We start from the raw sequence: 13,303 nt of genomic DNA, 5'->3' as shown, positions 1-13,303 counted from the left end.
TGTCAGTTCGAGGAACTGCCAAAGTAAAAAAAGAAATTGGTATCGCCTTAATGGCAGTAAATATAAGAAAAATGGCTGCCGTAGGCGGTCAGATTATCTGTAAAAATCATAAAAAGACGAAAAAAATATTGAAATCACATTTTCTTCGTCTTTTTTTACTACCCAGAACTATTTATGTCCCAGACTCTTTACGGTCAGCTTTGTCGGTGGTATTCAGTTTGTCGGTCTGCTTGCCCCGCAGCTCGCTAGAATCTTAGCAGGCTCTAAGTTCTATCAGCATGTACTGATGAGCAGCGTGATCGGCAGTATCATCGTAGTCTTGAGTGACCTGCTCGGCAGGACACTTTTTCTGCCACTGGAAGTACCGGCAGGCGTTTTCACAGCTGCTATCGGTGCGCCGTTTTTTATGTATCTCTTATTCAAGAAAAGACAGACTGTATAAGCATCTCTCAGATGAGAGATGCTTTTTTGCTTTTACAGACAACATGGCGCTTGATATTAGTTATAATAGACGTAAACAGAAATGAGAGAGACTCATGTATAAACATATTTTTTTCGACTTAGACCACACGCTGCTGGATTTTGCGGCAGGAGAACATATTGCTATTACACAAGTGTTTGAATCTGAAGGACTGGTGATGACGACTGAACTATTCGAGCAGTATCAGTCTATCAATAAAAATCTCTGGCAGGCGCTTGAACGCGGCGAAATAAAGAAAGATGAAGTCCTGACAAAGCGTTTCAGCGATTTCTTTCAGTTGCAGGCTATCACAGTGGACGGGTCCTTAAAGGAACAGATTTTCAGAACAGCGATCAATGACAGCCATCACTTATTACCGGGCGCTATAGACATACTGGATTACCTGAAGAATAAACCCGTCACATTATCATCAGCAACGAACGGTGTGTATACCACTCAGATGAAACGGATGAAAGATGCAGGGATTTATCCTTATTTCAGTCATCATTTTATTTCCGAGGAAATAGGTTATTCAAAACCGCAGCCTGAATTTTTTGCCTATGCACTTAAGAACGCAAATGCTAAACCAGAAGAAGTACTGATGGTAGGAGATTCCATCACATCTGATATTGCAGGTGCTAAAGCAGCGGGCATAGATACCTGTTATATTGGGAGTGAGAAAGTAGACGCTACCTATTCAATCAGCCATCTCATGGAGCTGACAGACATCATAAAATAAGGTGAGGTGAATGAAGTGACATTACTGGAATCGGTCAGACAACTGGAAAATAATCAGCAGCTAAGTATTGTTGCGCAAAAAGAAGCGCGTCAGACATTATCAGAAGACTACCGAACTAAAGGGTGGTGGATTGAAAGTTTCACCGAGCCCCTCCATGAGCGACTGACGGTAAAGGAAGCAATCAAGTTTTATGTGAAGTGGTACGGCAGTGCTTATACAGTCGACCAGTTAATGCAGATGTTCTATCTTGAAAATGTTCAGAAAGCGCGGATTAAGCACATCTCTCATGATGACTATGTGCTCATCAAGCTATGTGTCGCATTGATTCAGCCGTGTAGTGGCATCATATTCCATGAAATCCTGCACAACCTCCATATAGAGACAATCAATAAAATACGTCAGATTATGCCGAATTTTGAAGAGAAGGGATTTCAGGTCATTCACCTGCTCGCACATATCGACCATGCGATGCTGCTTACTGACACCATCTATCAGGTGAAAAATGATGTCATCAAGAAACTCGACATTGAAACCCGTGAAAAAGAGGAAACCGCTCAGGAAATGCAGGTCTTTAACGTCTTTAAACTCGCGGTCAAATCAGAGGATAAAACGTTATTCCTGAATCCGGAGGCCATTGATTTTATAGAAGGGTCTGACGGTAAGGTGAATATTCATCTGAACAACGAAAGTTTTCTCGCTGACTATTCTCTGACTGAACTAGAAGAAAAACTCCAGCCATATGGGTTTTATCGTTGTCACCGTTCGTATATCGTCAACCTTCAGAAGGTGAAGGAAATGATCACCTGGTCAAAGAATTCCTACTCGATTAAACTGGACTCTTCCAATGAGAATTTTGTACCACTTTCGCGAGCGAAACTGAAGGAATTTCAGACTTATTTCAATGGTACCACGGTACCATTCACTGAAAAATAGCTACAGTTCACGATCGTTCAATCGAATAAAACATAAGACTCCTCTACAATTTAAGTATATTGCTAAGGAGGTTTTATTATGACGGTCATTCAAGTACAGCAGGTGTCAAAAGTATACGGCACTAAACATGCAGTCGATCATTTATCATTTAGTGTTCAGTCAGGAGAGATATTTGGCCTGCTCGGTCCAAGTGGTTCAGGCAAGACCACGACGATTAAGATGCTGACAGGCGAAACAGCGATTACGGAAGGACATATCCAGTCGATGGATGTTAGAGACAAAGAGTTACAAGCCTCCAGCTATCGCAAGCAAATTGGTATTCTGTCAGATAACAGTGCCTTATATGAACGCTTAACAGTCTATGATAATTTGAAAATGTTTGCGGGGTTATATGAAGTATCCAGCAGCAGAATAGATGAAGTCCTTCAATTTGTAGGACTAGTTGAAGAGAAGAAAACCATCGTAAAAAAACTGTCCAAAGGGATGCGCCAGAGAATCCTGCTGGCTAAAGCGCTGATCCATCAGCCGCAACTGTTATTTCTAGATGAACCCACATCAGCGCTTGACCCTGTGACCACCATGCATATCCATAAAGGGCTGCTTAATTTAAAACAGCAGGGCGTCACCATCTTCCTGACGACACATGATATGACGGAAGCGGAAACACTGTGTGACCGAATAGCCCTTATCAATGAAGGGAAACTCATTGCATTAGACGAACCGGCAGAGCTGAAATACAAACATTCAAACGACACGATGACCGTGGAAATGAAAGACGGCAGTTCAACGACAATCGGACTTGATGCATCAGGCGCAGACCAAGTAAGCGAGTGGATGAAAGCAGGACAGATCAAGCGACTGCATACCAATGAACCGACTTTATCAGATGTATTTATCAAATTGACCGGCAAGGAGCTGAACTAAGATGAATATGAACCGAATAATGGCTATAGCAGAAAAAGACTTCAAAGAATTTATGAGAAATGCCATGCTGCTGACAATGCCGCTTATACCAATACTTCTCGCTGCTTTTTATACTAGATTACCGTTTGACGAAATGCCTGGTGGCAAGATGATGATTGCTGTTCTCGTAGTGGGGATGGCACTGGGTATGGTCATTACATCATCTATGATGACGATGCTGGCGGAAGAGAATGAGAAGCACACATTAAGAGGACTCATTAATTCGCCAGCTTCAATGTTAGATATATTACTTGGGAAAAGTCTGGTCGTTACTATCATGACTTTTATTTCAATCCTTATTGCGCTGATTATTCTTCAGATCAATATCTTTACTAATTTCTACATGGTAATAGGATTTTTTGAACTTTATCTTTTCTTCTTATTACTCGGTATTGGAGTAGGATTGATGGTCAAATCTGTTTCAGAAACGAGCCTTTATCTCTTTCCTATTTTAGTTATTTTCGTGATGAGTCCGTTGGTTAGTTCGATGGGATTTGATCAGAAAAACATCTTTATCAAAATAGTTGACTATCTACCTGTTAAACAATATATGAACTTAGCAGAGAACAGTGAATGGATGCCGATCTTAGTACTATTTATCTGGGTCTTAGTCGCTTTCCTTTTCGTTTCGTTCTTATTCAGAAAAGCAAGCTTGGATCAATAATCACACAAAGAAAGCACACTGATTTTTTTGTCAGTGTGCTTTTTTTATACTTCTTTCATGAGTGTAGTGATATCTTTATCGCCGTTGCTGATTGTCACCACTTTACCGATTGCGTTATCTTGTTCTGCAAGTTCTGCTAGAGCAAGTCCGACGTCTGGTATTGCCACAGTTTGTTCGGTCGCATGATCGCCTTTACCATTACCGGCTTCTTCTTCAAGTGCCACAGCTTGCAGGATCGTATAGGCCAGTTGTGTGCTGTCCATTAAATATTTATCCGCCAGAAATTTTGCTTCATAATATTCTCTTAAGTCACTATAAGGCTTCTCGTCCCATGCATCCGGGTTAAGTGATTCATAAGCACTCAACATGATGTAACGTTTAATATTATTTTTCTCTGCAGCAAGCATCGTGCGTACTGCGCCGAAAGCGTCTATCTGTAATAAATCTTTGCCGCGTGAGCCTGCAGTGAAGTAAACAATATCTACTTTACCGATTGCTTCTGCAATATCGCTTACTGATTCAGTTAAATCAAGCTTAACTGTCTGAAATCCATCTGCATCTATTTTCTCAGGTGAACGGCTACCCACTACAACGTTATGATTTTTATCTCTAAGTGATTTTGCTAATTCCAGTCCTACTCGGCCGCTGCCACCTACGATAAATATATCCATGATATCAACATCCTTTCTGAATTAGGGCTATTGTATAATTTAGGAATCAGGGAAGCAACTATTTGAATTACAGGCTTTTGATAAAGGCAGCTAACTCTTTAGCATCTGCTGTGATTTGATTTTCTGTTGCGCTGGCCACATTAAACATAGCGTGATATCCTGCGTAGTGTGCTTTGATATAGATAGCTGTTGCGATATAAGGAGAAATGAGTTCATCTAGACTAAATGTGACTTTGCCAGTCTTCTCATAGTTATATTGTTTGTCTCCAATTGAGATAGCGAGTGCTATCTTTTTGCCTTCTAAACTAAAACGAGAACCATGCGCCCATCCTTCTTCAAGAACTTCATCCAGCCATTTTTTAAGTAGCGGAGGAGAGCTGTACCAGTAGAATGGAAACTGGAAAACAATAGTATCATGCTGTTCGATGAGTTTCTGTTCATGCATCACGTCTAGTTTTTCGTCTGGATAAGTCTCGTAAAGGTCATGAACATAAATATTTTCTTGTTCAAGTTCTCTTTTCCATAGGTGATTAACGATGGATTCCTTCATATTGGGATGAGCCAGGATGACAAGTGTAGACATAAACATCTCCTTACTTTTTCTTTTATTTTAACTGACCTCAACAAAAATAAGCAATGAGCACGAGGCTCATTGCTTATTAGTCATTCTGATACTTAATCGGCACCTGTCTGGTCATTAAACTAATCAGATAGCTGATAATGATGACAAACAGCGCAATGGGTAACCATTCCAGTGAAATACTGTAGAAAGGCAGTTTTTCAAATCCTGATATAGATAATAAGTCATTACGATGCATCATGTCGATAATAGAAAAGATGACCATACAGATCACTGTGATTCGTTGGACAATCGGCTTCATCGGGATGATAGAAGCAAGTAATATCAGCAGCATCGTAGTGATTGCTATAGGATAGATCAGAGAGAGAACTGGTACTGACATGCTGATGACCTGGTTAAGTCCTAAGTTCGACAGGACGAAACTGATGAACGAGAAACCGTAGACAAATGTCTTGTAAGGTACTTTCGGCACAACAGAATGAAAATACGTGCTGACTGCGACAATCAATCCGATCGCTGTCGTCAAGCAGGCGATGGTAACAGCAAGGCCAAGTAAAATCGCTCCGAATCTGCCGTAACCGAGCTGCGAGATATGAGATAAAAGGTAGACGCCTAGATTCTTATCATTCTTCGTGATATCTGCCATTTCTGCTGTGCTTAAGTTCACGTGATTGCCGATGAACGCAAGAGAGATATAGACAAGTGCCAGAAGTGCACCCGCTGAAACAGCGGCTATGGCAACGGACTTGAAGAGTTTCTTTTTATCAAAAACACCACTGAGCTTGATGGCATTGATAATTAAAATAGAAAAAGTGATGGCAGCTAGAGCATCCATTGTCAGGTAGCCTTCAGATAAACCGTTTGAAAAGCTGGCAGGCAGTGTTGGGAACATCTCTTTATTCCCCGCTGTCTGAGGTGCGTGACCTAATATGAAGAATCCTCTGATGACGATCGCTGTAATGATGATGAGAAGAATCGGTGTCAGTAAAGAACCGATGCGGTCGACGAGTTTATTCGGATTAAGTGAAATATAAGTCACGACGGCGAAGTAGATGAGTGAAAAGAGTGCCAGACTGACTGCGCCAGGATTCTTGATTGCTGAACCGACCGTCAGTTCATACGCTGTTGTTCCGGTTCTCGGAATAGAGAACAAGGGACCGATGACAATATATATAGTAGAAAGCAATAAGATAGAATAAATCGGACTGATTTCATTAAGTGCACCTTCGTATCCACGCTTATCGATTGCACCGACGATAACACCGAGTAAAGGGAGACCCACTCCTGTCAGAACAAATCCTGTCATAACGGGCCAGAAAAAGTGGCCGCTTTCTAAACCTAACTTCGGCGGGAAGATGAGATTTCCAGCACCAAAGAACATGGCGAATAACATAAAACCGATACTTAATTGTTTTTTCATAGTCATTTCCTTTTTACTGATTTTAAAGCCTCTAGCATTATAACACTTTAAAGTGCGATTAACTAGCGATGTTTTTCTTATTTTCTGACAACTTAAAGACCTTTATTATGCTATACTCTAACCTGATATTTTAACGGAGGTTATGATGAATAATTCGATAAAAAAAGAATGGCTCGCACGTCCAGGAGCCAATATATTAGCAGGCATCGTGGTCTCACTTGCACTGATTCCTGAAGTGATTGCTTTTTCGGTGATTGCGGGTGTAGATCCCATGGTTGGTTTATATGCTTCATTTGTCATTGCGCTGACCATTGCATTTACAGGGGGCAGACCTGCTATGATATCTGCAGCAGCAGGGGCTATCGCTCTACTCGTCTTTTCTCTCGTACGTGATCACGGTGTGAACTACCTGTTTGCGGCGACGATTCTGATGGGCGTCATACAGATTGTCTTAAGCCTGCTGAAAGTAGGCCGTCTGATGAAGTATATTCCGAATACGGTGATGATTGGTTTTGTGGATTCTCTGGCTATCCTGATCTTTCATTCTCAGCAGCAGCATATATTCGGTTTATCGTGGGAGACGTATCTTTTCACTGCAGTGACCATTTTGATTGTCTACTTCGTCCCAAAGTTTTTTACAAGAATACCCGCGCCGCTAATCGCAGTCGTTCTGCTGACCACTGCTTCTATGATGACAGGGGCTGATGTAAGGACAGTCGGCGACTTAGGGGACATTAAACGCACGCTGCCTCATTTCTTCGTGCCAGATGTGCCTTTCAATATGGAGACGTTACGAATTATTCTGCCGTATTCTCTTTCGATGGCAGTCGTTGGTCTGATAGAAAGCCTTTTAACTGCGCGTATCGTTGATGAAACACTAGATTCTGATAGTGATAAAAACCGTGAAGCAGGGGGACAGGGTATCGCCAATGTTATATCAGGCTTCTTTGGCGGTATCGGGGGCTGCGCCATGATTGGTCAATCTGTGATGAACTTGAAGTCAGGCGGGACATCAAGACTTTCTTCATTAACAGCAGGTATATTTCTGATGTTTATGATTATGGTGCTCGGTGATTTTCTTGTTCAGATACCCATGGCGATATTAGCGGGTATCATGGTGGTCGTTGCTTTCAGTACATTTGAATTCAAGACGTTCCGTTTCATGAAGCGGGCACCGAAAGCAGATGTCCTTGTAATACTAGTGACCATTATACTTGTATTATTGACGCATAATCTGGCAGCAGGTGTGATTGTCGGCAGCGTGCTGAATCTGTTGTTGAAACGAAAAGAAGTTACTTTATAAAAGTTGGAGTAAGGATGCAGTGTGCCCTGATGCCAAGTAAAGTCCCGCAAAAGCGATTAGCTGGACTTTACTCTTCTATTCAGTAAATTAAATAAAGAAAAACAGCGATATACTCTGGTTTTTATCAGGTATATCGCTGTTTTGATTTTCTGAAACGAGACTCATTTTATATTAAGAGTAGAAGATGCACCAATGGACCAATCTATAAGAAAGAAAATAACCGGCTGTCAGATGACAAGATAGAAAGAAAATAGTAACTTATAACCAAAGGAGTGGTGAGATGTCATTAAACAAAGAACAGCGGGCAGTGACCAGCCAGGAACTGAAATCCCATTTCGAAGCATCATCTTTTACACTTGAATCACCCAGTCTTAATCTGTATACCTGGCGCAAATGGCACAGGTGATATTTATATGCCGTTTGCTAAAGAAATGGCTGAGCATTTTACTGTTGTTGCCGTAGACCGTAGAGGTTTCGGTGCGAGCACGCTGACGGAACCACTGCCGGAAGAAGCTTCAGCGCCGGACAGCTTGTACCGTGTGAAACGTGATGCGAAGGATATTGCGGAACTCGCAAAACATTTAAGTGATGAGCCGGTCTATATCATCGGATCAAGTTCCGGTGCGATTGTAGCGATGCATGTCCTGAAAGAGCATCCGGAAGTCGTGGAGAAAATTGCGTTCCACGAACCGCCGATCAACACATTTTTACCGGATGCTGATTACTGGCAGGAAAAGAATAATGAAATCGTCGATCTTGCGCTGACAGAAGGGATGCCGCAAGCGATGAAGTTATTCAGTGAAACACTCAATGTCGCAGCTATTGATGCAGAAGGTATGAAAAAAGCAGCTGAACCAGGAGAAGGTGGCGTAGACGAGCAGCGTTTCACTGAAATGCAGAACTGGTTTAAATACGAAATCAGACAATATACAACGTCTGATATCAATCTAGATGAATTCCGTCCATATTTAGATAAGATTACTTTACTGAACGGCACAGATTCTAAAGGTTCATTTCCGCAGGACGTCAATGCCTATATTTCTAAGGAACTGGGCATTAACATTATCGACATTCCAGGCGGACATTTAGGCTATGTGCAGAAGCCGGCAGGTTTTGCAGAAGTGATTCAATCTATCTGGCTTGAGAAATAATCATGCAGCTCGAATTTTATGATGAAACTATGTCACAGACACTCCAGTCATTTCAGCTGACAGATGAACAGTTACGCTTCGTCAAGTCACCTCAGCTGAATGTTAAAGAAGCAGAGAAAATGCCATCAAGAAAACCGGTGTTCGGGTTTGACAGGGAAAATGCAGTTGTTTTCTTTGTCCTCGACACGGACAGCGAATATAAAGAGAAGTTTAATGTCTGTCATAGTATTTATATACGTTCATTTGCTGTGGCGCCTGATTATGCCAGGCAAGGATACGCAACAGCGGCTTTAAAAGCCCTGCCGGATTTTGTGAGAACTCATTATCCGGAGATAGAATACATCACGCTAATCGTTGATGAACCGAATCCAGGTGCGAAGGAACTTTATCTCAAGGAAGGGTTTGAACTGGGAGATGCTATCCAAGGTCCCCGTTACCCGGGGTATACGATGAAGAAGCGCATCAAGACATCTGATTTGATATATACCACATAGGGGTATAAGATGGAACTGTAGAAAAGTTCCATCTTATATTTTTTTGAAGAAAAATATACCCCCCATCCGTATAAAGGAGTGTTGAGATGACTGCAGAGCATAAACATGCTGTAACGCCAAGAAATACAGAAGAAAAAGACAAGATGCTGAAGCGACTGAAACGTATTGAAGGACAAGTACGCGGTATCCAGAAGATGATAGAAGAGGATCGTTACTGCGTCGATATTCTAATCCAGATTAGTGCGATTGAGTCGGCTCTCAAACAAGTCGGTTTTTCAGTGACTGAACGTCATATGAACCATTGTGTGGCAGATGCGATTCGTAAAGGTGAAGGAGAAGCATCCATAGATGAACTGATGAAGGTATTACGACAATTCGGAAAGTAGGTGTCAATAATGAAACAAGTGAACTTACCTATTGAAGGCATGACGTGCGCCGCATGTTCAACACGAATTGAGAAAGTGCTGAACAAAATGGACGGTGTCGATGCCAAAGTGAATCTGACAACTGAACAGGCAGCCATTGATTACGATAGTGACAAAGTAACGGTGGACGATTTGACTGAGAGAGTCGAGAAACTGGGCTATCATGTCAAAGCGACACAAAGTGAATTTGATGTCATGGGTATGACGTGCGCCGCATGTTCTAGCCGTATTGAGAGAGTCCTGAATAAACAGCCGGAAATTAAATCAGCGACGGTCAATCTGACGACTGAAAGTGCAGTCGTAGAATATTATCCGGGTAATATGGATGACGCAGCTATCATCCAGCGCATACAGAAGCTCGGTTATGATGCGAAAGCAAAATCAGGCAATGCAGAAAAAGCAGATGAAAAAGAAGAGGCGCTGAAAAAGAAAAAATATAAACTTATTATTTCAGCTCTTTTATCTTTACCGCTCTTTCTGACAATGCTGACGCACATTTTTGGCATTCATTTGCCACACATCATGATGAATCCGTGGTTTCAGTTTGCGCTTGCAGTGCCGGTGCAGTTCATTATCGGCTGGCAGTTTTATGTCGGTGCCTATAAGAACTTAAGAAGCGGTGGTGCAAATATGGATGTACTTGTCGCACTCGGCACAAGTGCTGCTTTTTTCTATAGTCTCTATGAAGCCGTGAAAACTGTTCGGCAGCCAGCGTATCAACCGCATCTCTATTTTGAGACAAGTGCTGTACTGATCACACTAATTCTCTTCGGGAAATATTTAGAAGCACGCGCTAAATCACAGACCACCCGTGCATTATCTTCACTGCTGAGTCTGCAGGCCAAAGAAGCGAGAATCATCCGTAATAATGAAGAAGTGATGATGCCGGTCGAAGCAGTGAAAGTGGGGGACACACTCATTGTTAAGCCGGGTGAGAAAGTACCTGTAGACGGTGTGATTGTTAAAGGATACACAGCGATTGATGAGTCGATGCTGACAGGTGAATCGATTCCTGCAGAGAAAACAGTCACTGATACAGTGATAGGTGCCACCCTTAATAAGAACGGGCATATAACCATGCGTGCGACGAAAGTAGGTCGGGATACGGCGCTGCAGTCTATCGTCAAAGTCGTTGAACAGGCGCAGGGATCTAAAGCACCGATTCAACGTATGGCAGATATGATCTCAGGTTATTTCGTCCCGCTTGTCATCGGCCTTGCAGTACTGACATTCCTGGTCTGGATACTGTTTGTGACCCCTGCTTCATTTGAACCCGCCCTTGTTGCGGCCATCGCTGTTCTTGTGATTGCCTGCCCTTGTGCACTCGGACTGGCTACACCGACTTCGATTATGGTCGGTACTGGCCGTGCAGCTGAACAAGGTATCCTCTTTAAAGGCGGCGAACATTTAGAACGGACACATGCGATTGATACGATTGTCTTAGACAAGACAGGGACGGTGACAAAAGGGAAACCAGAAGTGACGGACTTTACAGGTGACACTGAAACCCTGCAGTACCTGGCAGCCAGTGAAAAAGCGTCTGAACACCCTTTGGCAACAGCCATCGTCGATTATGCAAAAGAACAGCAGCTCGCTTTAAAAGAACCGGAGTATTTTGAAGCGATACCGGGTCACGGTATTGAAACACAGATTGACGGACATCGTATCCTGATTGGTAACTGCAAACTGATAGCAGAGCAAAATATTGCTGTGTCGCATGTGGTTGATGAGATGGCTCGTTATGAACAGCAAGGCAAGACGGCTATGCTTATTGCGGTTGATGGCCAGATCCGAGGCATCGTTGCGGTGCAGGATACAGTGAAAGCATCAGCTGCAGCTGCGATTCATGACATGCAGGACATGGGGATTGATGTCATCATGCTGACAGGTGATAACGAACGCACAGCGAAAGCCATTGCTCAGTCTGTCGGTATTGATAACGTCATTGCCCAGGTACTGCCTGAAGACAAAGCAGAGAAAATCAGACAGCTGCAGGCAGCAGGACGAAAAGTCGCGATGGTCGGTGATGGTATCAATGATGCACCAGCCCTTGCATTAGCTGATATTGGTATTGCCATCGGTACAGGGACAGAAGTGGCAATTGAAGCAGCAGATGTAACGATACTGGGCGGTGAACTGACACTGATACCAGAAGCGATTAAAATCAGCCATGCGACGATTCGCAATATCAAACAGAACTTAGGCTTTGCATTCGGTTATAATGTGCTCGGTATCCCGGTAGCAGCACTTGGTCTGCTGGCACCGTGGATAGCAGGGGCTGCAATGGCGCTGTCCTCAGTCAGTGTTGTGACGAATGCGCTGAGACTGAAAACAATTAATATTAGATAATATCAACGCGTGCTGATACAGCATGCGTTTTTTTGTATAATGTAATGAAACAAATAAAGGGGATGTTAAGATGATCAAGCCGGTAAAATTAAAAAAAGGAGATACAGTAGCTTTAGTGTCATTATCCAGCGGCCTGGCAGGAGAGGAGAACCTCAGATGGCGGACAGAACAAGGGATTGAGCGGCTGGAGAAAGTATTTGGACTACATGTGAAAGTAATGCCGCATGCATTGAAAGGAATTGAATATCTCTATCAGCATCCTGAAAAACGTGCACAGGACTTGCACCAAGCTTTGCAGGACAAAGAAGTAAAAGGGATTATCTGTGCAATCGGTGGATATGAATCGATTAGATTGCTACCTTATATCGATTTTGACATTCTTAGAAAAAATCCGAAAGTATTCTCAGGTTATTCTGATACAACGGTTCAGCATCTGATGTTTTACCAGGCAGGCATCTCAAGCAGTTATGGTCCGGCACTCCTCACTGATTTTGCGGAGAATGTTGAGATGGATGATTATACAGTTGATAACATTAAAAAGACTTGGTTCAGTAGTGAAGTGATAGGAGAAATAAAGCCGGCAGCACAGATGAGACAGTATGGACTTAAATGGGAGCCGGAGAATCAATTTATAGCACGTGATAGAATGTTAAATAGTGGCTATGAAATTTTGAACGGGAGCGGTAAAGTGCAGGGACATTTAATCGGTGGCTGTCTGGAAAGTCTGGCAAAACTAAGAGGTGTATCCATCTTTCCGACAGTTGATCAGTTTAAAGGGGCTATCTTTTTTGTAGAGACCTCAGAAGTCTATATTAAGCCGCATGAACTAGAAGAAGAGCTGCGTTCTTTTGCTGCAATGGGTATATTTGATGCCGTGAATGGTGTGATAGTCGGTAAACCGCAGAATAATGTTTACTACGATGAATACAAACTATCCTGGCAGAAGATTATGCAGGAATACGGTCATGAAAATCTGCCTATTCTTTATAACGCGAGCTTTGGTCATAATGAGCCGAAATGCATACTGCCTTATGGTCTGCAGGCGGAGATAGATACAGAAACATTGACATTTAAGGTACTTGAATCCGCAATCAGATAAAAAAAGTCTTAACAGCAAATTGACCCAAACAGTCACCGTTTGGGTCAATTTG

At 42.6% G+C, this 13,303-nt stretch carries 13 protein-coding genes and 3 pseudogenes; 13 read left to right on the top strand and 3 right to left on the bottom strand.

The genetic code is table 11. The features are described 5' to 3' along the window. From ERX27_RS11505 to ERX27_RS05375, 6 genes and pseudogenes are all read left to right on the top strand, one after another. Positions 1-257, top strand: a pseudogene (locus ERX27_RS11505) (hypothetical protein); the annotation flags it as partial. Continuing rightward, a pseudogene (locus tag ERX27_RS05395) lies at positions 194-442 on the top strand (iron chelate uptake ABC transporter family permease subunit); the annotation flags it as partial. The pseudogenes ERX27_RS11505 and ERX27_RS05395, both read left to right, overlap by 64 nt. 94 nt (positions 443-536) lie before the next feature. Beyond that, positions 537-1,199 carry a YjjG family noncanonical pyrimidine nucleotidase gene (locus ERX27_RS05390; protein ID WP_133431814.1) on the top strand — a complete coding sequence of 221 codons (663 nt, stop codon included), beginning with the start codon at positions 537-539 and terminating at the stop codon, positions 1,197-1,199. Positions 1,200-1,214: 15 nt separating this feature from the next. Beyond that, positions 1,215-2,132 (top strand): LytTR family DNA-binding domain-containing protein, encoded by a 918-nt coding sequence (locus tag ERX27_RS05385; protein WP_133431813.1) that lies wholly within the window; start codon positions 1,215-1,217, stop codon positions 2,130-2,132. A gap of 78 nt (positions 2,133-2,210) precedes the next feature. Further along, the gene (locus tag ERX27_RS05380; RefSeq protein ID WP_341777584.1) at positions 2,211-3,056 is read left to right on the top strand and encodes an ABC transporter ATP-binding protein; all 846 of its coding nucleotides are present in this window, start codon (positions 2,211-2,213) and stop codon (positions 3,054-3,056) included. A 1-nt stretch (position 3,057) separates the two neighbouring features. Continuing rightward, the gene (locus tag ERX27_RS05375) at positions 3,058-3,759 is read left to right on the top strand and encodes an ABC transporter permease (RefSeq protein ID WP_133431811.1); all 702 of its coding nucleotides are present in this window, start codon (positions 3,058-3,060) and stop codon (positions 3,757-3,759) included. A gap of 44 nt (positions 3,760-3,803) precedes the next feature. On the opposite strand, the gene ERX27_RS05370 is transcribed toward ERX27_RS05375, so the two are convergent. The 3 genes from ERX27_RS05370 to brnQ form a co-directional block, all read right to left on the bottom strand. Further along, positions 3,804-4,430: an NAD(P)H-binding protein gene (locus ERX27_RS05370; protein ID WP_133431810.1), complete on the bottom strand. Its 627-nt coding sequence runs from the start codon at positions 4,428-4,430 to the stop codon at positions 3,804-3,806. 67 nt (positions 4,431-4,497) lie between these two features. Then, positions 4,498-5,013 carry an NAD(P)H-dependent oxidoreductase gene (locus ERX27_RS05365; protein ID WP_133431809.1) on the bottom strand — a complete coding sequence of 172 codons (516 nt, stop codon included), beginning with the start codon at positions 5,011-5,013 and terminating at the stop codon, positions 4,498-4,500. A 76-nt stretch (positions 5,014-5,089) separates the two neighbouring features. Beyond that, the gene (gene brnQ, locus ERX27_RS05360; RefSeq protein ID WP_481817043.1) at positions 5,090-6,436 is read right to left on the bottom strand and encodes a branched-chain amino acid transport system II carrier protein; all 1,347 of its coding nucleotides are present in this window, start codon (positions 6,434-6,436) and stop codon (positions 5,090-5,092) included. 139 nt (positions 6,437-6,575) lie between these two features. Between brnQ and ERX27_RS05355 the strand changes: the two are divergent. The 7 genes and pseudogenes from ERX27_RS05355 to ERX27_RS05325 all read left to right on the top strand — a co-directional run. Then, positions 6,576-7,706 (top strand): annotated as a pseudogene (locus ERX27_RS05355) (SulP family inorganic anion transporter); the annotation flags it as partial. Between the two features lie 307 nt (positions 7,707-8,013). Beyond that, positions 8,014-8,139, top strand: coding sequence for a DUF2316 family protein (locus tag ERX27_RS11500; RefSeq protein ID WP_133431806.1), 126 nt, complete (start codon positions 8,014-8,016; stop codon positions 8,137-8,139). After that, positions 8,090-8,884 carry an alpha/beta hydrolase gene (locus ERX27_RS05345; protein ID WP_243715867.1) on the top strand — a complete coding sequence of 265 codons (795 nt, stop codon included), beginning with the start codon at positions 8,090-8,092 and terminating at the stop codon, positions 8,882-8,884. The genes ERX27_RS11500 and ERX27_RS05345 overlap by 50 nt, the downstream gene beginning before the upstream one ends. 2 nt (positions 8,885-8,886) lie before the next feature. Beyond that, entirely contained in the window at positions 8,887-9,378 is a 492-nt protein-coding gene (locus ERX27_RS05340; RefSeq protein WP_133431804.1) for a GNAT family N-acetyltransferase, read from the top strand. An 86-nt stretch (positions 9,379-9,464) separates the two neighbouring features. Then, positions 9,465-9,764: a metal-sensing transcriptional repressor gene (locus tag ERX27_RS05335; RefSeq protein ID WP_133431803.1), complete on the top strand. Its 300-nt coding sequence runs from the start codon at positions 9,465-9,467 to the stop codon at positions 9,762-9,764. Then, on the top strand, positions 9,765-12,152 hold the full coding sequence (locus ERX27_RS05330) for a heavy metal translocating P-type ATPase (RefSeq protein ID WP_208001758.1): 2,388 nt from the start codon (positions 9,765-9,767) through the stop codon (positions 12,150-12,152). 70 nt (positions 12,153-12,222) lie between these two features. Further along, the gene (locus ERX27_RS05325) at positions 12,223-13,251 is read left to right on the top strand and encodes a S66 family peptidase (RefSeq protein WP_133431801.1); all 1,029 of its coding nucleotides are present in this window, start codon (positions 12,223-12,225) and stop codon (positions 13,249-13,251) included. Positions 13,252-13,303 lie beyond the last annotated feature (52 nt).

This window comes from Macrococcus brunensis (genome assembly GCF_004359615.1).
Lineage (GTDB): Bacteria > Bacillota > Bacilli > Staphylococcales > Staphylococcaceae > Macrococcus > Macrococcus brunensis.
Note: the sequence above shows the minus strand (reverse complement) of the source record. Positions and strands in the feature narration are given on the sequence as shown.

Excerpts from the sequence above, each read along its gene's own strand:
- ERX27_RS05365 (WP_133431809.1), bottom strand. The coding sequence starts at position 5,013 with ATGTCTACACTTGTCATCCTGGCTCATCCCAATATGAAGGAATCCATC.
- ERX27_RS05375 (WP_133431811.1), top strand. The coding sequence starts at position 3,058 with ATGAATATGAACCGAATAATGGCTATAGCAGAAAAAGACTTCAAAGAA.
- ERX27_RS05335 (WP_133431803.1), top strand. The coding sequence starts at position 9,465 with ATGACTGCAGAGCATAAACATGCTGTAACGCCAAGAAATACAGAAGAA.
- ERX27_RS05370 (WP_133431810.1), bottom strand. The coding sequence starts at position 4,430 with ATGGATATATTTATCGTAGGTGGCAGCGGCCGAGTAGGACTGGAATTA.
- ERX27_RS05380 (WP_341777584.1), top strand. The coding sequence starts at position 2,211 with ATGACGGTCATTCAAGTACAGCAGGTGTCAAAAGTATACGGCACTAAA.
- brnQ (WP_481817043.1), bottom strand. The coding sequence starts at position 6,436 with ATGACTATGAAAAAACAATTAAGTATCGGTTTTATGTTATTCGCCATG.
- ERX27_RS05325 (WP_133431801.1), top strand. The coding sequence starts at position 12,223 with ATGATCAAGCCGGTAAAATTAAAAAAAGGAGATACAGTAGCTTTAGTG.
- ERX27_RS05340 (WP_133431804.1), top strand. The coding sequence starts at position 8,887 with ATGCAGCTCGAATTTTATGATGAAACTATGTCACAGACACTCCAGTCA.
- ERX27_RS05390 (WP_133431814.1), top strand. The coding sequence starts at position 537 with ATGTATAAACATATTTTTTTCGACTTAGACCACACGCTGCTGGATTTT.
- ERX27_RS11500 (WP_133431806.1), top strand. The coding sequence starts at position 8,014 with ATGTCATTAAACAAAGAACAGCGGGCAGTGACCAGCCAGGAACTGAAA.